A 25,189-nucleotide genomic window follows, 5' to 3' on the forward strand; every position below is an offset into this window, starting at 1 on the left:
CGGCGGGAACACATCGCCCCCACCCCCGCTTGGTGCTTGCTGTGCGCAACCAGCAGCTCTCCCGCCCTGCGGCGTTCTGGTCGGTGGCGGTGCTGCTGGTCCTGGTGCTCGCGGCCTCCGGGGTGCCCTCGCCGCTCTACCGGGTGTACGCCGAGGAGTTCGGGTTCTCCTCCGGCGTGATCACCGTGGTGTTCGGCGTGTACGCGTTCGCACTGCTCGTGGCGCTGCTGACGGTGGGCGCGCTCAGCGACCACGTCGGACGGCGGCCGGTGCTGGCCGCAGCGCTGGTGCTGGAGGCGGCGGCGATGGGGCTGTTCCTCGCCGCGGACGGCGTGGGCTGGCTGCTGGCCGCCCGGGTGGTGCAGGGCCTGGCCACCGGGGCGATGACCGGCGCGTTCGGCGCGGCGCTGCTGGACCTGCAGCGCCCCGAGCGGCCGCTGGGCCCGCTGGTGAACTCGGCGTCCCCGGGCTTCGGGTTGTCGGCGGGCGCGGTCGGGGCCGGGGTGGCCGTGCAGTTCCTGGCCTCGCCCACCGAGTGGGTGTTCGGCGTCCTGGCGGTGCTCTTCCTGGTGGCCGCGGTGGCGGTGTGGGTGGCGCTGCCGGAGTCCTCGCCGCGGGCCCCGGGGGCCTGGGCGTCGCTGCGCCCCAGCGTGCACGTGCCGCGGGAGAACCGGCGGGCGTTCGCCGTGGTGCTTCCCTGCCTGGCCGCGACCTGGGCGCTCGGCGGGCTCTACGCCTCGCTGGGCCCGTCGCTGGTCGCCGGGGTCTACGGGGTGGAGGACCACGTCGTGGGCAGCCTGGTGATCCTGGCGCTCAACGGCACCGGTCTGGTGGGGTCGCTGGCCACCCAGCGCCTGGAGCCCACCCGCGGGATGGTCTCGGGGGCGCTGGTCTTCGCCGTCGGGGTCGCCGGCACGGTGGCGGCCCTGGCCACCGGGTCGCTGGCCGCGTTCTTCGTCGCCGCGGTGGTCTCCGGGTTCGGCTTCGGGTCGGCCTTCCTGGGCGCCATGGCCACCGTGACCCGCGGTGTCGCCCCGGCCCAGCGCGCCGGCCTCCTGTCGGCGGTGTTCACGGTCAGCTACCTGGCCTTCAGCATCCCGGCCATCGTCGCGGGCGTGGCCGCCACCCACGTCGGCCTGACGACGACGGCGCAGGTCTACGGCGCGGCGGTGATCGTGCTGGCGCTCAGCGCGGTCGTCGGGCTGGTGCTGCACAGCCGGTCGGCACCGGTGGCCGTGCCGGTGCCCGAGCGCGTCACGGCAGGCTGAGCCGCCACTGCTCGCGCAGGGCAGCGGACACCTGGGCGCGGAGCAGCTCCGCCAGGCTGGGGCACAGCTCGTCGAAGGCGACGACGACGTCCCACCCGCCCTCGGCGGGCAGCACCCGGTGCAGCCGCCCCGGGAGCGGGAAGACGGTGCCGCGCAGGGTGAGCCCCACGTCGACGGCGGCACCGGCGCGGGGTGCCCGGTCGGCCGGGGCGAGCAGGCAGCGCAGGCCGGTCTCGCTGAGGTCCGTCGTCCGGCCGCTGGTGGCGGCGCCGGTGTCCCGGTCGGTGACCCGGACCCGCAGCCGCAGGGGCGCGCGGACGGCGTCACCGCCCTCCACGGGCCGGGAGGGGCCGTCGGGCACCAGCTGCCACCGGACGCCGGTGCGGGTCGCCCAGCGCACGCCCCGCCGGGCCCGCACGACGCGCAACCCGGCCGGTTCGGGCCAGGACAGCTCGACGGAGCCGTCGCCGGGCAGGTCGGCAGCCAGTTCGACGACCAGGCCGGTGGGACGCAGCTGCTCCACCCGGCCGGTCACGACCCGTCCGTCGACGACGACGTCGACCGACGTCCCCGGCATCGGCAGGTCGGCACCTGACAGCACGCGCACACCTCCTGACCCATTCCGGAACGTGTCGTCCCGCTGGTCAGGTCATCGGCGTCGGAGGGGGCCGGGAACAGTCGCCGGACGGGTGATCACCCAGGGGGGTCACAGCCTCGGGGTCAGAGCCCGGCCAGCGCCGCCGGGACGTCGGCCGGGGTGGCGCAGACGACGGCCGCGCCGGCCTGGACGAGCTCGCCCGGACGAGCGGGTCCCCAGCCGGCGCCGATGCAGGGCAGGCCGTGCACCCGGGCGCCGACGACGTCCTGCGCGCGGTCGCCGACGAGCACCGGCCGCTCCCCCTCGGGGTGGGCGGCCAGGGCGAGGCCGACGACCTGCTGCTTGTGCCGGACCCGGCCGTCCATGGTCGCCCCGTGCACGCCGGCGAAGGCGTCGGCGAGCCCGACGTGGTCCAGGATCCGCCGGGCGAAGGCCTCGGGCTTGCTGGTGGCGACGGCGAGGACGGCGTCGCCCAGCGACCCGAGCAGCTCGGCGATCCCCGGGTAGACCGGGGCCTCGAGCATCGCCCCGGCCGTGTAGTGCGCCCGGTAGGCCTCCACCGCGCGGTCGACGTCGGTGCCGGTGAGCCCGAAGACGGCGGCGAAGCCGTCCTGCAGGGGCGGGCCGACCATCGCGGTGAGCTGGTCGGCGGTCGGCTCGGGCAGGCCGAGTCCGGCGGCGGCGACCCGGATGCTGGCGTGGATGCCGGGCGAGGAGTCCACCAGCGTGCCGTCGAGGTCGAACAGCACGAGCCTCACCGGGACGCCACCCACTCCCGTGCCGCGGCCACGGTGTGCACGACCGCGACGCCGGCCGGCAGCGCGGGCCGGCGGACCAGCACCACCGGGATGCCCAGCTGCCTCGCCGCGGTCAGCTTCGCCTCGGTCATGTGCCCTCCGGAGTCCTTGGTGACGACGACGTCCACGCCGTGCCCGGTCATCAGGGCCACCTCGTCGGTGACGCTGAACGGCCCGCGGGCCAGCAGCAGCGTGGCCCCCGCCGGCAGCGGCTCGGTGGGCGGGTCCACCGAGCGGACCAGCACCCGCCCCGGCAGCGCGGCGAACGCGCCGACGCCCTGCCGGCCGGTGGTGAGGAAGACGGTGCCGTGCACCATCGTGGCGGCCTCGGCCAGCGAGGCGGCCCAGCGCCAGTCGTCGCCGGGCTGCGCGCTCCAGCCGGGGCGCTGCAGGCGCAGCAGTGGCACGTCGACCTCGGCGCAGGCCGCGGCGGCGTTGGCGGTGATGGTCGCGGCGAAGGGGTGCGTGGCGTCGACGACGGCACTGGTCCCGGCCTCGCGGAGGAAGGCGGCCAGCCCGTCGGCGCCGCCGAAGCCACCCACCCGGACGTCGCCGACCGGCAGCACCGGTTCGGCCACCCGTCCGGCCAGCGAGGACGTCACCGGCACCCCGTCCGCGGTGAGCGCGGCGGCCAGCGCCCGGGCCTCACCGGTGCCGCCCAGCACGAGCACGGTCACCGAGGGGGCACCATGGAGCGGTGACCAGCGCGGGGACGGAGGGCAGCACGGGCCTGCGGCACGGCTGGACGACCGGCGCCTGCGCGACCGCGGCGACCACCGCCGCCTACACCGCACTGCTGACCGGCGCGTTCCCCGACCCGGTCACCATCGACCTGCCCCGCGACCGGCACCCGGCGTTCGCGCTGGCCCGCGAGGAGCTGACCGGCGCCGGCGCCACCGCCGCGGTGGTCAAGGACGCCGGCGACGACCCCGACGTCACCCACGGCGCGCTGGTCGGGGTGACGGTCACCCACGGCGCGCCCGGCAGCGGTGTGGTGTTCCGGGCCGGCGAGGGCGTGGGCACGGTGACCAAGCCGGGCCTGCCGCTGGCCGTCGGCGAGCCGGCGGTCAACCCGGTGCCCCGCCGGCTGATGCGCGAGCACGTGGCCGCGGTGGCCCAGCGGCACGGCGGCACCGGCGACGTCGTCCTCACGGTGTGGGTGGAGGGCGGCGCGGAGCTGGCCACGCAGACCTGGAACCCGCGGCTGGGCATCCTGGGCGGGCTGTCCATCCTGGGGACGACGGGCGTGGTCGTGCCCTACTCGTGCGCCTCCTGGATCGACTCGATCCGCCGCGGCATCGACGTCGCCCGGGCCGCCGGGCACACCCACGTCGCCGGCTGCACCGGCTCGACCAGCGAGAACACCGTGACCGCGCTGTACGGGCTGCCCGAGGACGCCCTGCTGGACATGGGCGACTTCGCCGGCGCCGTGCTGAAGTACCTGCGCACCCACCCGGTGCCCCGGCTGACGATCGCCGGCGGGATCGGCAAGCTGGCCAAGCTCGCCGACGGCCACCTGGACCTGCACTCCGCGCGCTCCCAGGTGTCCACCGACGCGCTCGCCGAGCTGGTGGCGCAGGCCGGCGGGTCGGCCGGCCTGGTCGCCGGTGTGCGGGCGGCGAACACCGCGCTGGACGCGCTGCAGCAGTGCCAGGCGGCCGGCCTGCCGCTGGGCGACCTGGTCGCCGCGGGCGCCCGGGAGACCTGCCGCCGCACGCTGGGCGACGCCCCGGTCGAGGTGGACGTGGTCGTCATCGACCGTGGCGGCACGGTCGTGGGCCGCGCCTGAGTGGAGTGTGGGCAGCGAGAGACCCTGCGCCCCCACACTCCACATCAGCGGGACCGGGTCGTGGAGTACAGGTGGCTGTCGGGGAACTCACCGGCGGTGAGCACCGGGCCGACCACCACCACCGCCGTCCGGACGACGCCCGCGGCGCGCACCTGCTCGGCGATGTCGCCCAGCGTGCCGCGCAGCACCAGCTCGTCGTCCCGGCTGGCCCGGGCGACGACGGCGACCGGGCCGTCGGCGCCGTAGTGCTCGGCCAGCTGGGGGGCCAGCACGTCCAGGCGCTGGACGGCCAGGTGCAGCACCAGCGTCGCGCCGGTGGCGGCGTAGGCGGCCAGCTCCTCCCCCGGCGGCATCGGCGTGGAGCGGGCCGAGGTGCGGGTGAGCACCACGGTCTGCCCGACGCCGGGCACGGTCAGCTCGCGCTTGAGCGAGGCCGCCGCGGCGGCGAACGCCGGCACCCCGGGGACGACGTCGTAGGGCACCCCGGCGGCGTCCAGCCGGCGCATCTGCTCGGCCATCGCCGACCACACCGACGGGTCACCGGAGTGCAGCCGGGCGACGTCGAGGCCGGCCTCGTGCGCGGCGACCAGCTCGGCGGTGATCTGGTCCAGGTCGAGGTCGGCGGTGTCGACCAGCCGGGCGCCGGCCGGGGCGGTGTCCAGCAGCTCGCGGGGCACCAGGGCGCCGGCGTACAGGCACACCGGGGCGGCGGCGATCAGCCGGGCCGCGCGCAGCGTGACGAGATCGGCGGCGCCGGGTCCGGCACCGATGAAGTGGACGGTCATCGCGTACAGCTCCAGATGGTCACGGGCATGGCGGCCTTCCAGCCGGTGAAGCCGCCGACGGGCACGCCGCGGGAGACGGCGAGCCGGACCAGCTCGCCGCCGACGCGGCCGTGCCACTCGGCCAGCACGGCCTCGCTCTGCACGGTGACCGCGTTGACCACCAGCCGCCCGCCGGGGCGCAGCGCGGCCCAGCAGGCGTCCAGCAGCAGCGGGGTGGTGGCGCCCCCGCCGACGAAGACGGCGTCCGGGGCGTCGAGCCCGGCCAGCGCGTCCGGCGCCCTGCCGACGACGACCTGCAGCCCCGGGACCCCGAGCCGCACGGCGTTGCGCCCGGCCCGCTCGGCCCGCTCGGGGACGGACTCGACGGCGACCGCGCGGCACGCGGGGTGGCTGCGCATCCACTCGATGCCGATCGACCCGGCACCGGCGCCGACGTCCCAGAGCAGCTGGCCGGGGACGGGGGCGAGCCGGGCCAGGGTGACGGCGCGGACCTCGGACTTGGTGAGCTGGCCGTCGTGCTCGTAGGCGTCGTCGGGCAGCCCGGGGGTGGTGGGCAGCGGCACGGTGCCGGGGTCGGCGAGGCACTCGACGGCGGTGACCACGAGCGGGTCGGTGGTGGCCGGCGGGGCGGCGGCGGTGCCGGTGCTCACCGACTCGTCCGAACCACCCAGGGAGCCCAGCACGGTGACGGTCGAGCGGCCGTAGCCACGGGCGGTGAGCAGCGCAGCGACCGCGGCCGGGGTGCCGCCGTCCGAGCCGAGCACCAGCAGCCGGCGGCCGGGCTGGACGCGGGGGTGCAGCAGCTCCGGCGGACGGCCGACCAGGGTGAGCACCTCGGTGTCCTCGACCGGCCAGCCCAGCCGGGCGCAGGCCAGCGACACCGACGAGGGGGCCGGCAGCACGCGCACGGCGTCCGCGCCCAGCAGCCGGACCAGCGTGCTGCCCACGCCGGAGAGCATCGGGTCACCTGAGGCCAGCACCACGACGGCCCGGTCGGCGAGGGAGTCCAGCAGCCCGGGCAGCGCCGGGAGCATCGGCGAGGGCCACGGCCGACGCTCGACGTCACCGGGCACCAGGTCCAGCTGGCGGGCGCTGCCGACCAGCACGTCGGCGGCCTGCACCGCGGCACGGGAGGCGGGCGGGAGCCCGTCCCAGCCGTCGGCGCCCAGGCCGACCACGACGACCCTCACGCGGGCAGCTGGCCCTCGGGCCCGGCGGCCTCGGCGAGCAGCAGCTCGCGCTGCTCGGCGGGCAGCAGGTCGACGTAGACGGTGCCGTCGAGGTGGTCGCACTCGTGCTGCAGGCAGCGGGCCGCCATGCCGGTGGCCTCGATGGAGGTGGGCTTGCCGTTGGCGTCCAGGCCGTCGACCCGGGCCCGGAAGGCGCGGTCCAGCTCGGCGTAGGGGCCGGGCACCGACAGGCAACCCTCCTCCGTGCGCTCGATCTCCGGCTCGCCCTCGACCGGCTCCAGCACGGTGAGCACCGGGTTCACCACGTAGCCGACGACGTCCTGACCGGCGGCGTCGGGGCAGTCGATGACGAACACCCGCGCGTCGACGCCGATCTGGTTGGCCGCCAGGCCCACCCCGTCGGCCTCCTCCATGGAGGCGAACATGTCCAGCAGCAGGTGCCGCAGCTCCCGGCCGAACTCGGTCACCGGGGTGCACGGTGCGTGCAGCACCGGGTTCGTGCCGTAGGTGACGATCGGCCGGGCGACGCCGTCGTAACGGCCGGGCAAGCGCATGGGGGTCGATCGTAGTTGGCACCATCGCTCCTCGTGGACCTCCCGACCGCTGCCGGACTCGCCCTGGGCGCTGCCGCCGACCTGGCGCTCGGCGACCCGCGCCGTCGGCACCCCGTCGCGGGCTTCGGCCAGGCCGCCGCCGCGCTCGAACCGCGGCTGTGGCGGGACTCCCGGGCGGCGGGGTCGGCGTACTGGCTGGCCTGCGTGGCACCGGTCGCCGCGCTGGGCCTGGCCGCGGACCGGGCCACCCGCCGGGCCCCCGTCGTCCGCACGCTGGTCACCGCGGCCGCCACCTGGGCGGCGCTCGGCGGCACCTCGCTGGGCCGGGCCGGCACCACGATGGCCGGCCACCTGGAGGCCGGGGACCTGCCCGCGGCCCGCGCGCACCTGTCCTCCCTGGCGGGGCGGGACCCCTCGACGCTGGGTGAGGCCGAGCTGGTCCGGGCCACCGTCGAGTCGGTCGCGGAGAACACCTCCGACGCCGCGGTCGCCCCGCTGGTCTGGGGCGCGGTCGCCGGGCTGCCCGGCCTCGTGGCCTACCGGGCGGTCAACACCCTGGACGCGATGGTCGGCCACCGGTCGGAGCGGTACGCCCGGTTCGGCTGGGCCTCCGCCCGCGCGGACGACGTCGCCAACTGGGTGCCGGCCCGGCTGACCGCCGCGGTGACCGTGGCGGTGGCGCCGCTGGTCGGCGGCTCGGCCCGCGAGGCGCTGCGGGTCTGGCGTCGGGACGGCGCCGCGCACCCCAGCCCGAACTCCGGTCGCTGCGAGGCCGCCGCAGCCGGGGCGCTGGGCGTCCGGCTGGGCGGCACGAACGTGTACGGCGCCCGGGTCGAGCACCGGCCCACGCTGGGCGACGGCGCTCCCCCGGTGCGCGCCGACGTGGCCCGGGCGGTCGCCCTGTCCCGGGCCGTGTGGACGGCGACGGCCGCGCTGGCCGTCGCCGTCCGGCTGCTCAGGAGCTCCCGGCCAGCAGCTTCCCCACGTAGTCCTCGAAGGTGATCGTGCCGCCCTCGGCCGTCGTCGCTCGGCGGTCGTCGTCGGTCAGCACGTCCTGGACGACGTCGATCCGCTTCCAGGCCGGCACCGGCTGGGAACCGTCGGCGGCCGGGACGTAGCGGCTGTCGGCGACCCGCTGGTGCGGGTGGATGTAGCGCCCGCAGTTGTGGAAGACCGTCTCGACCCGCGCGACGGTGACCAGCTGCGCCCCGGGCCAGCGGGCCAGCAGGACCGGGTCGTCGGTCACCCGCTCGACGTCGGCCTGCAACCGGATCCGGTTGGGCGTCTCCAGGTCGATGAAGAGCAGTCCGATCCTGCCGGTGTCCTCGGCGTTGCCGACCGAGAGGTACATCCCGTTGCCGTCGAAGTGCGGGAAGGCGATCGTCGTCGGGTCGACGACGGCGACCACGCCCGGCGCCCCGCCCTTGTAGGACACGGTCGGGCGGCCCTCGGAGTCGACGGTGGAGAGGAAGAAGAAGTCCCGGGAGCTGATGAAGCCGCCGTAGAAGTCGTCGATCTCGTCGTGCACGATCGCGTCCACGACCCGGTCGGCCAACGGCCGGGCACCGGCGCGCTCCTGGGCCCGGCGGTGCGCCGGGGTGTAGAAGGCGTCCTTGTCGGGGGTGGCCACCGGCTCAGACCTCGGCCGGCGTCGGGAGCTCGTCGAGCACCGCGAGCGGTGCCCGGTCCACGACCACGGGTGACGGCGAGCGGTTCAGCAGCAGCCGGACGACGTCGGGCCGGGAGTAGTGGCCCACCGGGTCGGCGGCGGACTTGGCGATCGCGATGAGCGAGAAGTCCAGGTCCGCGTACAGGATGCCCTCCTCGTGCTCGTCCAGCGGCTGGGCCAGGACGCTGCCCTCGGGGCCGTAGACCTGGGTGAACCCGCCGCCCTGCAGCAGCAGCTGCTTCTTGGTGTCGGTGTCGCAGAACAGGTCGTGGGCCGCCTGCCCGACGACGCCGCAGGGCGCCAGCACGAACGCCTGGCCCTCGACCGCGTAGGTCAGGCTGGCGGCGTTGTTCACCGCGGCGCCCAGGGCGTGCGCGGCGCCCCGGTAGACCGAGAAGCTGGGCCACGAGCCGACGTGGATCTGCTCGCCCAGGGAGTACATCGCGTACTTGGTGAGCGGCTGGAAGTGCTCCCAGCAGTTGAGCGCGCCGATCTTGCCCAGCGCGGTGTCGTGCACCTGGATGTCGCTGCCGTCGCCCTCGCCGAACACCGCGCGCTCGACGGAGGTGGGCTTGAGCTTGCGGCGCACCGCGATGACCTGGCCGGCGTCGTCGATGAAGGCCTGGGACATGTAGAGGCTGCCGCCGGCGCGCTCGCTGAAACCGAAGACGACGTGCACCCGGTGCTGCGCGGCCGCGGCGGCGATCCGCTGCATCTCGGCGCCGTCCCGGGTCATCGAGGCCTCGGCGTAGCGGGCGACGAACTGCATGCCCCAGGCCGGGGAGTCCAGCCAGATCCACCAGGGGTAGCCGGGGATGAACGTCTCCGGGAAGGTGACGAGCTGGGCGCCGTTGCCGGCGGCCTCGCCGATCAGGTCGATCATCGCGGCGACGCCGGCGTCGAGGTCCAGCCACTTCGGCTCGGCCTGGACGGCGGCGGCGCGGACCACTCGTGCGGTCATCTGGGGCTCCCTGGGGTGGTGTGTGCGGGCTCACCCACCCTGCGCCGCCCGGGACCCGCCGGGACTCACCCTGCGGGCCGGCTCACTGACGCCGCGTGCCACCCCGGTGCTCGGCCGGCGTCCGGCCGGTGACGGCCCGGAACGCGCGGTGGAACTGGGCCTCCCCGGCGAAACCGCACGCCGTGCCGACGGCGGCCACCGACCGGTCGGGCCGGGCGACCAGCAGGGCCGCGGCACGCTCGACCCGCAGGGCCCGCAGGGTGTCGGCGAAGGAGTCCGCCCGGCCCTCGAAGAGCCGGAACAGCGCCCGCCGGGACAGGTGGCAGGCCCGGGCCACCGCATCGGCGTCCAGGCCCGGGTCGGCGGCGTGCGCACGCAGGTGGGCGAGCACGCGCTCCCGGTCCAGGGCGGCGCCGTCGGCGCCGACCGGCCGGTCCCCGGCGGCCAGCCGCAGCGCGGAGGCCAGCAGCCCCGGGGCGTGGGCACTGAGCTGGCGGGCGCCGACCGGGTCCCGGTCGTGCAGCAGGCTCAGCGAGGCGAAGAACCCGGCCAGCACCGACCCCGGGCCCTCCGCGTGCAGCGCGATCGCGGTGACGTGCACGGCGTCGTCGCCGATGCCGGCCGCGGCCAGCAGCGGCCGGCGGGGCAGCTGGACGACCAGTTGCTCGAAGGCGTCGTCGAAGTGCAGCGTGTAGGGCCGGGTGCTGTCGTAGAAGCTCATCGCCCCGGGCGTGAGCTCCGCCGTCCGGCCGTCCTGCTCGACCCGGCCCCGCCCGCCGAGCTGGATGCTGGCCAGCAGGTAGTCCTCGGAGCTGCCGGCGATCAGCGAGCGGGTGCGCCGCACGTGCTGCCCGGCGGCACGGACCTCGGTCAACTGGACCGCCGGGTGCGTGACCACCCGCAGCTCGCCGCGGAAGGGCCGGCCGCTCGTCGGGGTCGCCGTCAGCGGGACGAACGTGTCCGAGATGAGGTCCCGCCAGTGGTCGAACGCCTCGACCGGGGGCACCCCGGCGGTCGAGCAGGTGAGCACCTGCGCGTCCGCTCCCGGGGTGCCCACGCGCCGATGATGGCAGCGGGGGACGCCGTTGCCCATCCCCCGCTGCCGGGCAGGTCAGTGCCGCGCGACCGCCGGTGCACCCACCCGCACCGCCGGGGACGACGGCCGGGCCGGCGCGGTCACCGGCGTCCGCGGCCCCCGCCCGTGCAGGGCGCCGCGTGGCGCGGGCGGCACCGGGAACCCGGCCGGGTCCACCCGCAGGTGGCTGGCCGGCGGGTCGGCCGGGCCCCGGCCACCGCGGACGGCGATCACCAGGGTGGCCACCGCGAGGGCGCCACACCCGAGGAGGAACAGCAGCACGAGGACTCCACCTGTGGTCATGGGACGACAGTGGCACCGTCGTCGTTGACCGATCGCAGTCCACTGCGGCATGGTGGACTGCATGCCAGTCGCCAGTGAGGAGTCCACTCCGGTCCGCGAGCTGGCCACCCTGCTCGGCGACGTCGACCGGCTGCCCCCGCCGCGGTACGCCGCGCTGGCCCGCCGGGTGCGCGAGCTGCTGGTCACCGGGGAGCTGCCGGTGGGCAGCCGGCTGCCGGCCGAGCGCGACCTGGCCACGGCCCTCGCCGTCAGCCGGGTGACGGTGGCCAGCGCCTACCGGACGCTGCGCGAGGAGGGCTACGCCCGCACCCGGCACGGGTCGGGCACCGTCACCGAGCTCCCCGACGACCGGCCGGAGTGGGTCTGGCAGTCCGGGGAGACCCCGGGCGTGCTGGACCTGGCGCACGCGGCGCCCTCGGCCTCGCCGCTGCTGGCCCCGGCCTACGCCCAGGCGCTCACCGACCTGGCCGGGCACTACGCGGGCAGCGGCTACGTGCCCGGCGGGCTGCCCGAGCTGCGCGCCGCCCTCGCCGACCGGTTCACCGCGCGGGGCCTGCCGACCACCCCGGACCAGGTGCTGGTCACCTCCGGTGCCGGCGACGCTGCGGCACTGGTCTGGGAGACGCTCCTGGAGACCGGTGACCGGGTGCTGGTCGAGCACCCCAGCTACCCCGGGGCCATCCGCTCGATCGAGCTCGCCGGCGGCCGCTGCGTCCCGGTGCCGGTGGACGTGGAGGACCCCGACGCCCTGGTCGAGGCGGCCCGGCTGGCCGCCCGGCAGAGCGGGCCGCGCCTGGCCTTCCTGATGCCCGACCACGCCAACCCGACCGGTGCGTCGGTGTCGGCGACGGGGCGCCGCCGGCTGGCCGCGACGCTGTGGCAGCAGGGTGTGCTGACCGTCGTCGACGAGGTGGCCGCGGACCTGGTGCTCGAGGGCGAGCAGCCCCCGCACTTCGCCGCCGGGCTGCCGGACGCCGCGACCATCACCGTCGGCGCGCTGTCCAAGTCGGTGTGGGGCGGTCTGCGGGTGGGCTGGCTGCGCACCGACGCCGCCCTGGTCGACCGGCTGTCCACCGTGCTGGGCCACCGGCAGCTGTCGGTCGGCCTGCTGGACCAGCTGGCCGCCACCACCCTGGTGCGCCGGCTGGACGAGGTGCTCGACCACCGCCGGGGCCAGCTGCGCGAGCAGCGCGACGCGCTGGTCGCCGACCTGGCCGCCCGGCTGCCCGACTGGCAGGTCACCGTGCCCACCGGCGGGCTGTCGCTGTGGGCACGGCTCCCGGTCGGGCTGAGCTCCGCCGCGCTCACCGCGGCCGCGGCGCCGGCCGGGGTGCTGCTGGCCGAGGGCCGGGTCTTCGGCACCGGATCGGCCTTCGACGACCGCCTGCGGCTGCCCTTCACCCGGCCGCCCGCGGAGCTGGCGGCGGCGGTCGACGTCCTGGTGCGGCTGGACGGGCAGCTGCGCGGTCGACCGGTCCCCCGGCCCGTACCTTCCGCGACGGTCGTCTGACCTGCGGCGTCGCGAACAACCTCCCCGACAGCGTGCAGGGAGCGTTCCGGATCGGTAGGTTCTGTGCATCGGATGCGGTCGGCCTGGAGCCGACGGTGCCCTCGTCGAGAGGACGGCGGGGGGCCCCCGACCCCAGGTCGGTGCGCTGGAAACACCGGGACCCGCCGTGAGCTCAGCCGTCTCCTCCCACACCGCCGCCACCACCACCGAGCACCCGGCCGTCCCCGGGCCGCGGGTGGTCGCCTCCCCCCTGCCCGACGGGCCCGCGCGTGCAGGCGCACACGCGGGTCCCACCTCCCTGCAGACCCCGGTCGGCGAGTGGACCTGGCAGCCCGGCTCGGGCTCCTGGTGGTACTCCGCCGGCCTGCTGTCCATGCTCGCCCTGCCCCGCACCGCGCTCGCCGAGAGCCGGTCGGGACGCCGGGGGACGCTCGCCGGCCTGCGTCTGCCGCACGTGCACGCCGACGACCGGCCCCGCCTGCGGGCCGCCCTGGAGGCGGCCGCGCTGGAGGGCCGGACCTTCGCCGTCGACGTCCGGTTCCTGCGCGGGGACGGCAGGGTCTGCGCCACCACCGTCACCGGCGGTCCGGGCAGCGCGGCCGCCGACGGCGGGTACCCCGCGGTCACCGGCCTCGTCGTCGACGTGACCGAGGACCGCACCCAGACAGCCCCCGACGACGACCGCGAGGCCGCCCTGCGGCGCGAGGTCGAGCAGCTGCGCACCGCGATGGCCAGCCGGGCCGTCATCGAGCAGGCCAAGGGCGTGCTCATGGTGCTCGTGGGCTGCAGCGACCAGGTCGCCTTCGAGCTGCTGGGCCACCTGTCCAACCACACGCACCGCAAGGTCCGTGAGGTGGCCGGGCTGGTCGTCGGTTCGGCGTCGGGTGACGGGCAGCTGCCCGAGGACGTGCGGCAGATCCTCCGGGACGCCTGCCCGCCCTCGGCGCCGACCCGGCCGTGACCAGCTGCCGGGCGCACGCCCCCAGCCGGACGGCACCCACGGCCACCTGTCCGCGGCGCACCCCGGTCCCGGCGCCGGCCCTGACGGTCGTGGTCGACCGGGACCGGACCCCGGCCCGGGTGACCGTCAGCGGCCGGGTCGGTCCCGGCGGCGGCCCGGCCCTGACCCGACTGCTCGGGACCGCGCTGGGCACGCCGGGGGCGGAGCTGCACGTGGACCTGTCCCGGCTCCGCCTGGGCGACGACGACGCGCGGGCCGCCCTGCGGGCCGTCGTGCTGTCCCGGCCGGCCGGGCCCCGGGTGACCCTGCTCGCCGACGGCGAGACCGTCGACCCGGTCCGCGACCTGCTGGGGCTCCAGCTGGCCTGGTGCCCGGTCGAGGTGCGACGACGGTGGCGGCTCCAGCGTCCCGGCGCGCACGCCGGGCTGCCGGCCGTCGCGCGGCGCCGCCTGCCGCACCCCCCGGCGGCCTGAGCGCCGGCCGGCCGACGGGCCGGGGCGGGGGGCGGCCGGGAGCGTCGGGGATGATGCTCCGGTCGCCCGGACGTCGTGGTCGGGGACGCGATGGAGGGAGTGCCGGGTGTTCTACCTCATCGCCCGCTTCGTGCTGAGGCCGCTGTTCATCCTCACCTGCCGGCCCACCGTGGTCGGCCGCGAACGGATGCCGCTGACCGGTCCGCTGCTGCTGGCCAGCAACCACCTGTCCTTCATCGACAGCATCGCCATCCCGCTCATGGCCCCCCGCAAGGTGGGCTACCTGGCCAAGGCCGAGTACTTCACCGGCACCGGGGTGAAGGGCTGGCTGTCCAAGACCGTCTTCACCGCGCTGGGCGCCCGACCGGTCGAGCGGCAGACCCACCGCGCTGCCCAGGCCGCACTGGACACCGTCCTGCACGCGCTGCAGGACGGGGAGGCGTTCGGCATCTACCCCGAGGGCACCCGCTCCCGCGACGGGAAGCTCGCCCGCGGCAAGACCGGGGTGGCCTGGCTGGCGCTCACCGCGGACTGCCCCGTCGTCCCGGTCGCCGTGCACGGCACCGACCAGGTGCAGCCCATCGGGGCCCGCTACCCCCGCCCGCACAAGGTGACGATCACCTTCGGCGAGCCGATCACCTTCCCCGAGCAGCGCGGCCTGGCCGGCAACGGCCGGGCCCGCCGGGTCGTCACCGACCGGGTCATGGAGGGCATCGCGGAGCTCTCGGGCCAGGAGAAGTCCGGCTGGTGAGCGGCGCGCTGCTGGTCGCGGGGACGACGTCGGACGCCGGCAAGTCCGTCGTCACCGCCGGGATCTGCCGGTGGCTGGTGCGCCAGGGCGTGTCCGTGGCGCCGTTCAAGGCGCAGAACATGAGCAACAACTCGATGGTCACCACCGACGGCGCGGAGATCGGCCGGGCGCAGGTGTTCCAGGCCGCGGCCGCCCGGGTCGAGCCCGAGGCGGCGATGAACCCGGTGCTGCTCAAGCCGGGCGGTGAGCTGAGCAGCCAGGTCGTCGTGCTGGGCCGGGCGGTCACCGACGTGACGGCGATGAGCTACCGCGGTCTCAAGGCCCAGCTCTTCGAGCAGGTGCTGGCCAGCCTGGCGCAGCTCCGGGCCCGGTTCGACGTGGTGGTCTGCGAGGGTGCCGGGTCGCCCACCGAGATCAACCTGCGCGACACCGACATCGCCAACATGGGCCTGGCGACGGCGGCCGGGCTGCCCGTGGTCGTCGTCGGCGACATCGACCGGGGCGGGCTGTTCCCCGCCCTCTACGGCACGGTCGCGCTGATGCCGCCGGCCGACCAGGCGCTGGTGGCCGGGTTCCTGGTCAACAAGTTCCGCGGCGACGTCCGGCTGCTGGCCCCGGGCCTGGACACCCTGCGCGAGCTCACCGGCCGTCCCACCCTGGGCGTGCTGCCCTGGCTGCCGGGCCTGTGGCTGGACGTCGAGGACTCCCTGGACCTCACCGGTGACCGCGGCCCCGCGCTGCCACCGCTGGGCGAGGACGTGCTGCGGGTGTCGGTGGTCAAGCTGCCCCGGCTGTCGAACTTCACCGACCTGGACGCCCTGGCCGCCGAGCCCGGCGTGCTGGTCCGCTACGCCACCCGCCCCGAGGAGCTCGCCGACGCCGACCTCGTCGTCCTGCCCGGCACGCGCTCGACGGTGTCGGACCTGGGCTGGCTGCGCGAGCGCGGACTGGACGCCGCGATCGCCCGGCGGGCGGCGGCCGGGGCGCCGGTGCTGGGCGTCTGCGGTGGGCACCAGATGCTGGCGCGCACGATCCGCGACGACGTCGAGTCCCGCTCCGGGGAGGTCGCCGGGCTGGGGCTGCTGCCCACCGACGTCGTCTTCGCCCGGGAGAAGACGCTGGGCCGCCCGGTCGGGTCCTGGCGCGGCGAACCCGTCGCGGCCTACGAGATCCACCACGGCGTGGTGAGCGTCGACGGCGGCGAGCCGTTCCTGGACGGCACCCGGGTCGGCGCCGTCTTCGGCACCACCTGGCACGGCGCGCTGGAGAGCGACGGCTTCCGGCGGGCCTTCCTCACCGAGGTGGCCGCGCTCACCGGCCGCCGGTTCGTCGTCGCCACCGACACCGACTTCGCCGCCGTCCGGGAGGCCCGGCTCGACGCCCTGGGCGACCTGGTCGCCGACCACGCCGACACCGATGCCCTGTGGCGCCTCATCGAGTCCGGCCCGCCGGCCGGTCTCCCCCTGCTGCCCCCGGGAGCCCCCGTTGGACGCTGACCTCTTCGTGGCCGCGCAGGACCCGCTGTGGGACGACGTCCTCACGCAGCTGCGTGCCGGTGCCAAGCGGACCCACTGGATGTGGTTCGTCTTCCCGCAGGTCGCCGGGCTGGGCCGCTCGGCGATGGCGCAGCGCTACGCCCTGACCGGGCTGGCGGAGGCCCACGAGTACCTGGCCCACCCGGTGCTGGGGCCCCGGCTGCGGGAGTGCACCGAGCTGCTCACCGCGCACGCCGACCGGTCGGCGCTCCAGGTCATGGGCCCCCCGGACGACGTGAAGCTGCGCTCGTCGATGACGCTCTTCGCCCGGGCCGACCCCGACGAGCCGCTGTTCGGCCGGGTGCTGGAGCAGTGGTACGGCGGCGAGCCGGACCCGGAGACCCTCAGCCGGCTGTGACGGCCGACCGCACCCGGTCCGGCCAGGGCACGGACACGCCGTCCAGGGTGGCGACGTAGGTCGAGCGCACCACGCAGCACAGCCGGTCACCCACCGAGACGGTGAAGCGCAGCGTCAGGCTGGTGCGGCCCAGCGCGTCCAGCTCGCAGGCCACGTCGACAGTGTCGCCCCAGCGGGCGCTGGAGGACCACTCCAGCGAGGTGGCCTTGACCAGGGGCTGTACGCCGGCCACGCCGTCGGGGTCCCAGGTCAGGCCCACCGAGGGCCACCAGGCGTTGGAGGCCTCGTCGGCCCAGACCAGGTAGTTGGCGTTGAAGACCACCCGCTGGTCGTCGCACTCGCTGTACCGGACCGGCGCGCTCCAGGTGACTGCCACGGGACCCGACCGTAGGCGTGTGACACCGGGCACCGGGGGCAACCCGGTCGTGACCTCGAGATGGGATGGTGACCCGCGTGAGCGACTCAGTGGTGGACGACTACCCGGACGCGTCGGCCCGTGCGGTGGAGAAGGTGATCGACCGCGTCGACCACCACTGCGCCCGCTTCATCGAGCTGTCGCCCTTCGCGACGCTGGGGACGGTGGACGCCGAGGGCTTCCCCGACGTCTCCCCGCGCGGCGGCGGGCCCGGCTTCGTGCGGGTGCTGGACGAGAAGACCCTGCTGCTGCCCGACCGGCAGGGCAACAACCGGGTCGACAGCCTGCGGAACCTGGCGGCCAACCCGCGCGCGGCGCTGATGTTCTTCGTGCCCGGCATCGAGGAGACGCTGCGGGTCTACGGCCGCTGCCGGCTGGTCCCGGCCGCCGAGGTGGCCGCCGACCTGACCGAGTTCGGCAAGCAGCCGCTGTCGGTCCTGGTGATGGACGTCGAGCGGGCCTACTTCCACTGCGCGAAGGCGGTCATGCGCTCCAGGCTGTGGGATCCGGGCGCCCAGGTGCACCGCTCGGTCTTCCCGCCCATGGGCCAGGTGTGGCGGGAGCACACCCGCGGGGTGTCCCCCGACCAGGCCGACTCCGAGATGCGCGCCGAGCTCGCCCTGGAGCTCTGAGTGGAGTGCCACGGCGCGGGGAACCTGCGCCGTGGCACTCCGCTCAGTCGGTGCGGCGCTCGTAGACCCCGACGACCTCGCCGCGGAAGGAGTCGGTGATGCCGGGGAACGCGGCCATGACCTTGTCGTGGTCCCAGTCGTCGACCACGTGCACCTCGTGGTGGTTGTGCTCCAGCTCGCCCTGCGGGTAGTGCACGATCGGGATCGACATGTAGACCGCCCGCCCGGCGGCTTCGCCGGCCCGGGCCCACAGGTCCTGGGCCTCCTCGACCGTCATGTGCTCGGCGACGTCACCCAGGACGACGACGTCGGCCACGGGCAGCGGCGTGGTCCGGGCATCGCCCAGCAGCACCTCGTCGTAGAGCTCGCGCAGCGCGTACTTCTCCACGTAGGGCTCGAAGACCTCCAGCGCGGTCAGCCGGGCCGGGCGGTCGTCGGCCAGCAGCTTGGCGTACGTGCCCGCCCCCGCCCCGACGTCCAGCAGCGACTCGGGTGCGAGGTCGCGGATCTTCGAGCGGGTCCAGTCCTTGCCCTCGGGCGAGCTGATCGGCACGCGCAGAGGCTACGGGCGCTCCGCCGGGTCCGCTGCCCGAGGACCGTCGGGGGTCACTCGCGCTCGAACTCGCGGGCCACGAGGCGGGCGGCCACCGCCTGCTCGGCGCGGAAGCGGGCCCGCTGGCGCTTGCGGACGTGGTCGGGGGTCCGGTAGCGGGCGTCCTCGACGAGCTGGAAGCTGGCGAGGACGCTGGCCTGCACGCGACTGGTGCCGAACACCCCGGTGGTGACTGCCGGGCGGACCGGTTCTGCGGTGGTCATGGTGCCTCTTCCCCGAACGGGCCCCGCCACCGTGGCCGGGTGGTGTGTGGCCCTGGGCCAGTAGATGACCCGTTCGGGGCACGGTCAACCACGGGTGTGACCGGTTCGTCCCATCGGGTCACACCGACCCCGCGAGTCCCACGTCGGACGGCGTGTCGCGGTGGCGCGCCGTGACCGTCCCGGACGATCTCGTGACGGATCCCCGGGGCGCGCCCACCCCCGTCGTCCCCTAGCGTCGTCGGGCATGGCGTCTGGCTGGAAGTCCGTGCTCGACCGCGTCGTCCGCACCCTGGTCCGCGAGGGCGGGGCGGAGCTGCGCCGGCGGTCCTCCGCGCGCCCCGGCCGGGCCCCGGGCCCCTCCGCCGACCGCCCCCGGGCCACCCTGCGGGACCGGCCCAGCGACGCCGACCTGGCCCGCCCGGCCGCGCGCGGCGCCGGCGACTTCACCGGCCGCGGCGAGATCGCCTACGCCCCCCGCGACGACGGCCGGCCCGACCCGGGCGAGGTCGTCTGGGCGTGGGTCCCCTACGAGGAGGGCGACGGCCGGGGCAAGGACCGCCCGGTGCTCGTCGTGGGCCGGACCGGGTCGGACCTGCTCGGGCTCATGCTGACCAGCAAGGACCACGACCGGGACGCCGCCGACGAGGCCCGGCACGGCCGGCACTGGCTCGACGTCGGGACCGGCGGCTGGGACCGGCAGGGCCGGCCCAGCGAGGTGCGGCTGGACCGGGTGCTGCGGATCGACCCTGACGACGTCCGCCGGGAGGGCGCCACCCTGGACCGCCGGCGCTTCGACACGGTCGCCACCGAGGCCCGCCGCGTCCTGGGCTGGTGACGCCGCCCGGCGGCGCTCCGCGGCGGCCAGCCGCCGCCCGGCCCGCCGGTACCAGGCGCTGACCACGACCAGGGCGAGCGCGGCGTCCAGCAGGTGACCGCCGGTGGCCAGCAGCTCCGTGGCCGCCCGCGCCTCGTCCCCGGTGGACCCCAGCGGCGCCCGGGCCCACGCCAGCCGGGCCACCACGTCGTGCGCAGCGCCGGTGACCACCACGACCACGAGCCGGGCCGGCGTGGACAGGTCCCGGCGCACCGGGTCGACCCCGGTGACGACGACGGCCAGCAGCAGACCCCCGAGCACCATGTGCAGGTGCAGCAGCCCGTGCAGGCCGTGCGGCACCGGGGCCAGCCAGGCCGCGGCGACCGAGGCCGCGACGAGCACGGTGACGACCGGTGCCCGCACCAGCAGCCGCGCCGGTGCGGTGTGCAGGGCCGCGAGCACGCCCCGGGCCGGACGGCGGGGCAGCGCCCGCAGGGCCAGCGTCACCGGCGCCCCGAGGGCGACGAGCAGCGGCCCGGCCATCGTGGCCAGCAGGTGACCGACCACGGCGGCCCGGGTGGGCGGCCCGTGGCCGGTGAGGGCCGGGAGCGACCCGACGACCACCAGCGCGCCCCCGAGCACGAGGGCCAGCACCCGGCCGGCGGGCCAGTCCACGCCGCTCCGGGTCAGCTGGAGCACCCCGGCCCCGTAGCCCGCGACCGCGAGCGCGACGCCGGCGAGGACGACGACCGTCACCGGGCCGCCGGGGACCGCGCGGGCCGACGCAGCAGCAGGGCCGCACCGACGACGGCCAGCAGCGCGCCGGTGCCGTTCCACACCAGGTCGTAGGGCAGCAGCTCGACGCCGTAGCGGATCTGGTGCAGGCCCAGCGCCTTGTGCTGGACGAGCCCGTCGTAGACCTGGAACACCCCCGAGCCCAGCAGCACCCCGGCCCAGGCCCGCACCCGGACGACGTCCCCACGGCGACGCAGGTCAGCCATCAGGAAGACCCCGGCGACGAGCGCGACGGTGCCGAAGGCGTGGAAGACGCCGTCGGAGACCAGTCCGGCGGCGCTGGACGCGCGGTCGTAGAAGTGGTGCCAGTGCAGCAGCTGGTGGAACACGACCTCGTCGACCGTGGCGGCCAGGCCGACCCCGACGAGCAGCCCACCGCCCAGCGAGCGGCCGGTGGGTGACGAGCGGGGGTCGGCGGACACGGGTGCTCCCGGGGGTCGACCGCCGGCCCGGGGTCGGGGCTGGACCCGCCGGTGGTCGCTCCCGGGCTACCCGGCCGGGCCGGGCTCAGTCGCCGCGGTGCCCGCGCAGCAGCAGCCGGGAGACCAGCGGCGCGGTCAGCAGCATGACGAACAGCCGCAGCACCTGGACGGCGAGCACGAACGTGGCGTCGGCGCCGCTGTCGCTGGCGGTGGCCAGGACGGCGTAGAGGCCGCCGGGCGTCGTCGCCAGGTAGGCGGTGAGCGGGTCGACGTCGGCGGTGGCGGTCAGCGCCCAGCCCAGCCCCGCGCAGGCCAGCACGACGGCGACGATGATCGCCAGGGCCAGCGGGAGCGCGCGGCCGACCACCCGCAGGCTGTCCCGGGTGAAGGACAGCCCGACCTGCAGGCCGATGACCAGGAACCCGGCGCCCTCCAGGACGGCGGGCACGTCGGCGCCGCGGGAGAGACCGGTCAGGTCCAGGGTGGCCGCGACCAGCATCGGGCCCAGCAGCGAGGCGACCGGGACCCGGGTCAGCCGGCCCAGCGGGATGCCGACCGCGATGCAGACGACGGTGAGGAGCAGCCCGGCCCAGGGACCGGGTCCCTCGGCCGCGGCCGGGCCGGCGTCGGCACCGGAGGCACCGAAGGCCACGGCCGCGACCACCGGCATGGCGACGACGATCAGCAGCACCCGCAGGTACTGCAGCACCGCGACCATCCGCTCGTCGGCGCCCAGCTCGCGGGCCATCACGGTGATCCCGGAGGCGCCGCCGGCGATCATCGAGAAGGCGCCGGTGACCCGGCTGACCCCACGCTGCAGGGCCATCACCTGGCCGGCCACCAGGCTGATCAGCAGCGTGCCGACGGTGACCAGCAGGACCGGCAGCCAGTCCGCGGCGATGGTGCGCAGCGTGGAGACCGAGACCAGCGCGCCGATCGAGACGCCGACGACGGCCTGCGCCCCGGTCATCGAGTGCCTGGGCAGCGCGAGCCGCCGGCGGACCAGCAACGCCCGGGCGAGCCCGGTGGCCAGGCCGGCGAACAGCGTCGCCGAGGGCACCGACAGCAGCTCCAGGACCGCAGCCAGCCCGAGCGCGACGGCGAGGACGGCCGCCCAGTCCAGCAGCGTCGCGCCCCTCCCCCGGTCCACGCCCCCACTCTGCCCGCGCGGGGGCCGCCGGCCCCCGCGCCCGGGAGTGCCGTCCGACACCACCGTGGCCCGGCTGGGCGGGATCAGCCCCCGGTGATCCGCCGCAGCTCGGCGACGTGGGCGGTGAACGCCGTCCGGCCGGGGCGGGTGAGCTCCAGGCTGGTGCGCTGCCGGGACGCCACGGTGGCCTTGCGGACCCGGACGTAGCCGGCCTCCTCGAGCTGCTTGACGTGCTTGGACAGCACCGAGTCGCTGACCCCCACGGCGTCCCGGACGGCGGCGAAGTCCATCGAGTCGACCGCGGCGAGCAGGCCGCAGACCTGCAGCCGGGGTGGGGCGTGCACGACCTGGTCGAAGCGCGGCTCGACGGTCGTCACACGCCCTCCCGCAGCTCGCGCTGCCACGCGCGGGTCCACCGGGCGGACAGGACCGCGACCGCCACGCCCAGCACCGCGCCGGCGACGACGAACACCCACGGTCGCTCGTCGCCCAGCAGGTACGCCGGCACCAGCACGGCGACGACGAGGACCGCCCAGCCCGCCAGCACCCGCGGCGGGGTGTGCACCCAGACGCCGGTGGACCGCCGGTAGACCGCGACCAGCAGCCCGGTGCCCAGCCCGAACAGCAGCACGGCCGGTGCGGTCACCCAGGGGGAGTCCAGCGCGTTCGAGGAGATGAAGGCGAACAGCAGCAGCCCGAGCGCGGGCCCGAACCAGGGTGGCGGCACCACCCGTTCGGCGAGCGCGACCCGGTCGGCGTCGAGGGCGGCGAGGTCGGCGGCCGCCCGGTCCCGGTCCGCGGTCACAGCTCGCCCCGCAGCTCGCGCTGGTAGACCGTCGTCCAGCGGCGGCTGACGAGGGCAGCGGCGACCCCGAGGACGACGCCGGCCACGACCATCGCGTAGCGGACGTCGAAGGCGAACTCGGCCAGCAGTCCGATCGCGAACACGACCAGGCACGCCGCACCCCAGGCCCGGACCACCGGCTTGGTCGACGGGCCGCCGTTGAAGCCGTTGACCCACAGCCCGGTGTGCCTCCGGTACCCGGCGACGAGCAGCGCGACGGCGGCGCCGAACCCGGGCAGCGCCGCGAGCGTCAGCCACGGGTAGGCGAAGGAGTACGTGGACAGCAGCGCCGCGACCAGGATGCCGAGCGCCGGGTCGTACCAGCCGGGTTGGCGGAGCCGGTCGGCCATCGCCGTCCGTCCGGTCTGCAGGGCTGCCAGGTCGGCCGCCGCACGGTCCCTCGACACCTCGTCACTTTCCATGTCGGAAAGTCTGCCTGGTCGCTTTCCGATCCGTCAAGTGACGGGGGCTGTCGCCGACGTGGTGGCGCGTGGTCTGATGGGCTCCGAACTGCGACGGCAGTGGAGGAAGCCGGTGTGAACCCGGCGCGGTCCCGCCACTGTGATCCGCCCCCGCTCCCGGGGACGGTCAGTCAGGAACTCCCGCCGTCGCTTCCTGCCACCTCCGGGCGTGGACACCCGGGGAGAGGACGCACCTGTGGTGTACCCGTTCAGCGCTGTCGTCGGGATGGACGACATGCGACTGGCCCTGCTGCTCAACGCCGTCTCCCCGGCGGTCGGCGGCGTGCTCGTCCGCGGGGAGAAGGGCACGGCCAAGTCGACCGCCGTGCGCGCCCTGGCGGCCGTGCTGCCCCCGGTCGCCGTCGTCGCCGGTTGCCGGTTCGGCTGCGACCCGGCCGCCCCGGACCCTGCCTGCCCCGACGGCCCGCACCCCACCGACTCCCCCGCCGCCACCCGTGCGGCCCGCCTGGTCGAGCTGCCGGTCGGCGCCTCGGAGGACCGGCTGGTCGGCTCGCTGGACATCGAGCGCGCGCTCACCGAGGGCGTGAAGAGCTTCGAGCCCGGCCTGCTGGCCGCCGCACACCGCGGCGTGCTCTACGTCGACGAGGTCAACCTGCTGCACGACCACCTCGTCGACCTGCTGCTGGACGCCGCCGCGCTGGGCCGGGCCTACGTCGAGCGGGAGGGCGTCTCGGTGCAGCACGCCGCCCGGTTCCTGCTGGTCGGCACCATGAACCCCGAGGAGGGCGAGCTCCGGCCCCAGCTGCTGGACCGCTTCGGGCTCACCGTCGAGGTCGCCGCCCCGCGCGAGCCGGGCCTGCGCGCCGAGGTGGTCCGCCGCCGGTTCGCCGCCGACGCCGACCCCGACGGGTTCTCCGCCCGCTGGGCCGGCGAGGAGACCGCGCTCGCCGACCGGATCGCCGCCGCCCGCGAGCTGCTCCCCCGCGTCGTCCTCGGCGACGGCGCGCTCTCCCAGGTCACCGCGGTCTGCGCCGCCTTCGGCGTCGACGGGCTGCGCGCGGACATCGTCACCGCCCGCGCCGCCATCGCGCACGCCGCCTGGTCGGGCCGCACCGAGGTCACCGAGGACGACGTCCGGGTCGCCGCCCGCCTCGCCCTCCCGCACCGCCGTCGCCGCAACCCCTTCGACGCCCCCGGCCTGGACGAGGACACCCTCGAGCAGGCGCTGGACGACGCCCGCCCCGACGAGCCCGAACCCGACCCCGAGGACACGCCCCCCGAGGGTGAGGGCGGCCCGGCTGACGACAGCCCGGATGACGGCGGGACGCCCGAGCAGGGCGCCGGTGACGGTGCCGGTCCCGACGAGCAGGCGGGCCCTGCCGAGGGAGGTCCCGGCGGCGACCAGCAGCCGACGACCGCCCCCCGCGGGGACGCCGCCGACCCCGACGCCCCGCGCGCCGAGGCCGCGCCGGCCCCCGAGCAGCCCGCCGTCGCACCCGACGAGGCGTTCCGGGCCCGCCGCCTGGAGGTCCCCGGCATCGGCGACGGCGTCGCCGGACGCCGGTCCAAGGCCCGCAGCGAGCGCGGCCGGGTGGTCGGCTCACGCCGTCCCGAGGGCACCGTGACCCGACTGCACCTGGTCGACACCGTGCTCGCCGCGGCCCCGCACCAGCTGGCCCGCGGGCGCTCGGGCCCCGGTCTGCGGCTGGCCCGGGAGGACCTGCGGCAGGCCGACCTGGAGGGCCGCGAGGGCAACCTGGTCCTCTTCGTCGTCGACGCGTCGGGCTCGATGGGCTCGCGCACCCGGATGGCCGCGGTGAAGGGCGCCGTCCTGTCGCTGCTGACCGACGCCTACCAGCGCCGGGACAAGGTCGGGCTGATCACCTTCCGCGGAGCCGACGCCGTCCTCGCGCTGCCCCCGACCTGGTCGGTGGAGGCCGCGGCGGCGCGACTGACCGACCTGCCCACGGGCGGGCGGTCCCCGATCGCCGCCGGGCTGCTGCGGGCGCACGAGACGCTGCGGGTCGAGCGGGTCCGCGACCCGCGCCGCCGTCCGCTGCTGGTCGTGGTCACCGACGGCCGGGCCACCGGCGAGCGCGGCACCGACCACCTGCGCCAGGCGCACCGCGCCGCCGGCCTGCTGCAGGCGGCCGGCACCGCCAGCGTCGTCGTCGACTGCGAGTCCGGGTACGTGCGGCTCGGCCTCGCGCAGACCCTGGGCGCCCACCTGGGCGCGCAGACGCTGCGCCTGGAGGAACTGGGCGCCCAGCAACTCGTCTCCACCGTGAAGGCGGCTGCCTGA

Annotated in this window: 30 protein-coding genes, 1 pseudogene and 1 riboswitch; of the genes and pseudogenes, 12 read left to right on the forward strand and 19 right to left on the reverse strand. The window is 76.4% G+C overall.

Annotated features, from left to right (window positions below; all coding sequences use genetic code 11):
- Positions 1–41: 41 nt before the first annotated feature.
- Positions 42–1,268: an MFS transporter gene (locus ASG41_RS10775; RefSeq protein WP_082556777.1), complete on the forward strand. Its 1,227-nt coding sequence runs from the start codon at positions 42–44 to the stop codon at positions 1,266–1,268.
- On the opposite strand, the gene ASG41_RS10780 is transcribed toward ASG41_RS10775, so the two are convergent.
- The 3 genes from ASG41_RS10780 to ASG41_RS10790 all read right to left on the reverse strand — a co-directional run bounded on the left by ASG41_RS10780 (position 1,255) and on the right by ASG41_RS10790 (position 3,340).
- Positions 1,255–1,869, reverse strand: coding sequence for a PilZ domain-containing protein (locus ASG41_RS10780; RefSeq protein WP_157519264.1), 615 nt, complete (start codon positions 1,867–1,869; stop codon positions 1,255–1,257). The genes ASG41_RS10775 and ASG41_RS10780 overlap by 14 nt on opposite strands.
- A gap of 119 nt (positions 1,870–1,988) precedes the next feature.
- The gene (locus ASG41_RS10785) at positions 1,989–2,624 is read right to left on the reverse strand and encodes an HAD hydrolase-like protein (protein WP_235564718.1); all 636 of its coding nucleotides are present in this window, start codon (positions 2,622–2,624) and stop codon (positions 1,989–1,991) included.
- Positions 2,621–3,340 (reverse strand): cobalt-precorrin-6A reductase, encoded by a 720-nt coding sequence (locus tag ASG41_RS10790; RefSeq protein ID WP_200938826.1) that lies wholly within the window; start codon positions 3,338–3,340, stop codon positions 2,621–2,623. The genes ASG41_RS10785 and ASG41_RS10790 overlap by 4 nt, the downstream gene beginning before the upstream one ends.
- A gap of 20 nt (positions 3,341–3,360) precedes the next feature.
- Here ASG41_RS10790 and ASG41_RS10795 point away from each other — a divergent pair, with 20 nt between their 5' ends.
- Positions 3,361–4,452, forward strand: a complete 1,092-nt coding sequence (locus ASG41_RS10795) for a cobalt-precorrin-5B (C(1))-methyltransferase (RefSeq protein WP_056293765.1) — start codon at positions 3,361–3,363, stop codon at positions 4,450–4,452.
- Between the two features lie 44 nt (positions 4,453–4,496).
- On the opposite strand, the gene cobM is transcribed toward ASG41_RS10795, so the two are convergent.
- The 3 genes from cobM to def are packed head-to-tail and all read right to left on the reverse strand — an operon-like array spanning position 4,497 to position 6,981.
- Positions 4,497–5,237 carry a precorrin-4 C(11)-methyltransferase gene (gene cobM, locus ASG41_RS10800; RefSeq protein WP_056293769.1) on the reverse strand — a complete coding sequence of 247 codons (741 nt, stop codon included), beginning with the start codon at positions 5,235–5,237 and terminating at the stop codon, positions 4,497–4,499.
- The gene (locus ASG41_RS10805) at positions 5,234–6,427 is read right to left on the reverse strand and encodes a bifunctional cobalt-precorrin-7 (C(5))-methyltransferase/cobalt-precorrin-6B (C(15))-methyltransferase (protein ID WP_056293772.1); all 1,194 of its coding nucleotides are present in this window, start codon (positions 6,425–6,427) and stop codon (positions 5,234–5,236) included. Before ASG41_RS10805 ends, cobM begins: the two co-directional genes overlap by 4 nt.
- Positions 6,424–6,981 carry a peptide deformylase gene (def, locus tag ASG41_RS10810; protein ID WP_056293777.1) on the reverse strand — a complete coding sequence of 186 codons (558 nt, stop codon included), beginning with the start codon at positions 6,979–6,981 and terminating at the stop codon, positions 6,424–6,426. The genes ASG41_RS10805 and def overlap by 4 nt, the downstream gene beginning before the upstream one ends.
- Before the next feature lie 33 nt (positions 6,982–7,014).
- Between def and ASG41_RS10815 the strand changes: the two genes are divergently transcribed.
- A complete protein-coding gene (locus ASG41_RS10815; RefSeq protein WP_056293779.1) occupies positions 7,015–7,983 on the forward strand; it encodes a cobalamin biosynthesis protein in 969 nt (322 codons plus the stop codon).
- Here ASG41_RS10815 and ASG41_RS10820 read toward each other — a convergent pair.
- The 4 genes from ASG41_RS10820 to ASG41_RS10835 form a co-directional block, all read right to left on the reverse strand.
- A complete protein-coding gene (locus ASG41_RS10820) occupies positions 7,937–8,611 on the reverse strand; it encodes a pyridoxamine 5'-phosphate oxidase family protein (RefSeq protein ID WP_056293782.1) in 675 nt (224 codons plus the stop codon). The genes ASG41_RS10815 and ASG41_RS10820 overlap by 47 nt on opposite strands.
- Before the next feature lie 4 nt (positions 8,612–8,615).
- Positions 8,616–9,611, reverse strand: coding sequence for a carbon-nitrogen hydrolase family protein (locus ASG41_RS10825; RefSeq protein WP_056293785.1), 996 nt, complete (start codon positions 9,609–9,611; stop codon positions 8,616–8,618).
- Positions 9,612–9,693: 82 nt separating this feature from the next.
- Positions 9,694–10,668, reverse strand: a complete 975-nt coding sequence (locus ASG41_RS10830) for a helix-turn-helix domain-containing protein (RefSeq protein ID WP_056293787.1) — start codon at positions 10,666–10,668, stop codon at positions 9,694–9,696.
- 54 nt (positions 10,669–10,722) lie between these two features.
- Positions 10,723–10,989 (reverse strand): hypothetical protein, encoded by a 267-nt coding sequence (locus ASG41_RS10835; protein WP_157519266.1) that lies wholly within the window; start codon positions 10,987–10,989, stop codon positions 10,723–10,725.
- Positions 10,990–11,050: 61 nt separating this feature from the next.
- Between ASG41_RS10835 and ASG41_RS10840 the strand changes: the two genes are divergently transcribed.
- The 6 genes from ASG41_RS10840 (at position 11,051) to ASG41_RS10865 (ending at position 16,577) form a co-directional block, all read left to right on the forward strand.
- Positions 11,051–12,499: a PLP-dependent aminotransferase family protein gene (locus ASG41_RS10840; RefSeq protein WP_056294873.1), complete on the forward strand. Its 1,449-nt coding sequence runs from the start codon at positions 11,051–11,053 to the stop codon at positions 12,497–12,499.
- A gap of 166 nt (positions 12,500–12,665) precedes the next feature.
- The gene (locus tag ASG41_RS10845; RefSeq protein WP_056293793.1) at positions 12,666–13,460 is read left to right on the forward strand and encodes an ANTAR domain-containing protein; all 795 of its coding nucleotides are present in this window, start codon (positions 12,666–12,668) and stop codon (positions 13,458–13,460) included.
- Entirely contained in the window at positions 13,457–13,933 is a 477-nt protein-coding gene (locus ASG41_RS10850; protein WP_056293796.1) for a hypothetical protein, read from the forward strand. Before ASG41_RS10845 ends, ASG41_RS10850 begins: the two co-directional genes overlap by 4 nt.
- A 106-nt stretch (positions 13,934–14,039) precedes the next feature.
- Positions 14,040–14,684, forward strand: a complete 645-nt coding sequence (locus ASG41_RS10855) for a 1-acyl-sn-glycerol-3-phosphate acyltransferase (RefSeq protein WP_056293799.1) — start codon at positions 14,040–14,042, stop codon at positions 14,682–14,684.
- Entirely contained in the window at positions 14,681–16,180 is a 1,500-nt protein-coding gene (locus ASG41_RS10860; protein ID WP_056293803.1) for a cobyric acid synthase, read from the forward strand. Before ASG41_RS10855 ends, ASG41_RS10860 begins: the two co-directional genes overlap by 4 nt.
- On the forward strand, positions 16,170–16,577 hold the full coding sequence (locus ASG41_RS10865; RefSeq protein WP_056293806.1) for a DUF1810 domain-containing protein: 408 nt from the start codon (positions 16,170–16,172) through the stop codon (positions 16,575–16,577). The genes ASG41_RS10860 and ASG41_RS10865 overlap by 11 nt, the downstream gene beginning before the upstream one ends.
- Here the strand turns inward: ASG41_RS10865 and ASG41_RS10870 are convergent.
- Entirely contained in the window at positions 16,564–16,953 is a 390-nt protein-coding gene (locus tag ASG41_RS10870; protein WP_056293812.1) for a thioesterase family protein, read from the reverse strand. The genes ASG41_RS10865 and ASG41_RS10870 overlap by 14 nt on opposite strands.
- Positions 16,954–17,030: 77 nt before the next feature.
- On the opposite strand from ASG41_RS10870, the gene ASG41_RS10875 reads away from it, so the two are divergent.
- Positions 17,031–17,624, forward strand: coding sequence for an MSMEG_1061 family FMN-dependent PPOX-type flavoprotein (locus ASG41_RS10875; protein ID WP_235564719.1), 594 nt, complete (start codon positions 17,031–17,033; stop codon positions 17,622–17,624).
- A gap of 43 nt (positions 17,625–17,667) precedes the next feature.
- On the opposite strand, the gene ASG41_RS10880 is transcribed toward ASG41_RS10875, so the two are convergent.
- Together ASG41_RS10880 and ASG41_RS10885 are read right to left on the reverse strand one after the other, a co-directional pair.
- Complete coding sequence (locus tag ASG41_RS10880; RefSeq protein ID WP_056293818.1) at positions 17,668–18,177, reverse strand: class I SAM-dependent methyltransferase; 510 nt, start codon at positions 18,175–18,177, stop codon at positions 17,668–17,670.
- Positions 18,178–18,230: 53 nt separating this feature from the next.
- Positions 18,231–18,440, reverse strand: coding sequence for a hypothetical protein (locus ASG41_RS10885; protein ID WP_056293821.1), 210 nt, complete (start codon positions 18,438–18,440; stop codon positions 18,231–18,233).
- 244 nt (positions 18,441–18,684) lie between these two features.
- Between ASG41_RS10885 and ASG41_RS23025 the strand changes: the two genes are divergently transcribed.
- On the forward strand, positions 18,685–19,275 hold the full coding sequence (locus ASG41_RS23025; protein ID WP_082556781.1) for a type II toxin-antitoxin system PemK/MazF family toxin: 591 nt from the start codon (positions 18,685–18,687) through the stop codon (positions 19,273–19,275).
- A 57-nt stretch (positions 19,276–19,332) separates the two neighbouring features.
- On the opposite strand, the pseudogene ASG41_RS25465 reads toward ASG41_RS23025, so the two are convergent.
- The 6 genes and pseudogenes from ASG41_RS25465 to ASG41_RS10915 form a co-directional block, all read right to left on the reverse strand.
- Positions 19,333–20,091 (reverse strand): annotated as a pseudogene (locus ASG41_RS25465) (cytochrome c oxidase assembly protein); the annotation flags it as partial.
- Positions 20,007–20,471: a DUF2243 domain-containing protein gene (locus tag ASG41_RS10895; RefSeq protein ID WP_056293827.1), complete on the reverse strand. Its 465-nt coding sequence runs from the start codon at positions 20,469–20,471 to the stop codon at positions 20,007–20,009. The gene ASG41_RS10895 and the pseudogene ASG41_RS25465, both read right to left, overlap by 85 nt.
- A gap of 85 nt (positions 20,472–20,556) precedes the next feature.
- Positions 20,557–21,621 carry an AbrB family transcriptional regulator gene (locus tag ASG41_RS10900; RefSeq protein WP_056293830.1) on the reverse strand — a complete coding sequence of 355 codons (1,065 nt, stop codon included), beginning with the start codon at positions 21,619–21,621 and terminating at the stop codon, positions 20,557–20,559.
- An 83-nt stretch (positions 21,622–21,704) separates the two neighbouring features.
- On the reverse strand, positions 21,705–21,998 hold the full coding sequence (locus tag ASG41_RS10905; protein ID WP_056293834.1) for a transcriptional regulator: 294 nt from the start codon (positions 21,996–21,998) through the stop codon (positions 21,705–21,707).
- Entirely contained in the window at positions 21,995–22,426 is a 432-nt protein-coding gene (locus tag ASG41_RS10910) for a hypothetical protein (RefSeq protein ID WP_056293839.1), read from the reverse strand. The genes ASG41_RS10905 and ASG41_RS10910 overlap by 4 nt, the downstream gene beginning before the upstream one ends.
- On the reverse strand, positions 22,423–22,887 hold the full coding sequence (locus ASG41_RS10915) for a hypothetical protein (RefSeq protein WP_157519268.1): 465 nt from the start codon (positions 22,885–22,887) through the stop codon (positions 22,423–22,425). Before ASG41_RS10915 ends, ASG41_RS10910 begins: the two co-directional genes overlap by 4 nt.
- Positions 22,888–22,946: 59 nt before the next feature.
- A riboswitch (cobalamin riboswitch) is annotated at positions 22,947–23,088 on the forward strand.
- 34 nt (positions 23,089–23,122) lie between these two features.
- Here ASG41_RS10915 and ASG41_RS10920 point away from each other — a divergent pair.
- On the forward strand, positions 23,123–25,189 hold the full coding sequence (locus tag ASG41_RS10920) for a putative cobaltochelatase (RefSeq protein ID WP_082556782.1): 2,067 nt from the start codon (positions 23,123–23,125) through the stop codon (positions 25,187–25,189).

Origin of the sequence: Modestobacter sp. Leaf380 (assembly GCF_001424485.1) — a bacterium.
GTDB lineage: Bacteria > Actinomycetota > Actinomycetes > Mycobacteriales > Geodermatophilaceae > Klenkia.

What these genes read in the sequence shown, in the direction of transcription:
- cobM (WP_056293769.1), bottom strand. Translation starts at nt 5,237, where the DNA reads ATGACCGTCCACTTCATCGGTGCCGGACCCGGCGCCGCCGATCTCGTC.
- def (WP_056293777.1), bottom strand. Translation starts at nt 6,981, where the DNA reads ATGCGCTTGCCCGGCCGTTACGACGGCGTCGCCCGGCCGATCGTCACC.
- ASG41_RS10825 (WP_056293785.1), bottom strand. Translation starts at nt 9,611, where the DNA reads ATGACCGCACGAGTGGTCCGCGCCGCCGCCGTCCAGGCCGAGCCGAAG.
- ASG41_RS10835 (WP_157519266.1), bottom strand. Translation starts at nt 10,989, where the DNA reads ATGACCACAGGTGGAGTCCTCGTGCTGCTGTTCCTCCTCGGGTGTGGC.
- ASG41_RS10840 (WP_056294873.1), top strand. Translation starts at nt 11,051, where the DNA reads ATGCCAGTCGCCAGTGAGGAGTCCACTCCGGTCCGCGAGCTGGCCACC.
- ASG41_RS10885 (WP_056293821.1), bottom strand. Translation starts at nt 18,440, where the DNA reads ATGACCACCGCAGAACCGGTCCGCCCGGCAGTCACCACCGGGGTGTTC.
- ASG41_RS23025 (WP_082556781.1), top strand. Translation starts at nt 18,685, where the DNA reads ATGGCGTCTGGCTGGAAGTCCGTGCTCGACCGCGTCGTCCGCACCCTG.
- ASG41_RS10915 (WP_157519268.1), bottom strand. Translation starts at nt 22,887, where the DNA reads ATGGAAAGTGACGAGGTGTCGAGGGACCGTGCGGCGGCCGACCTGGCA.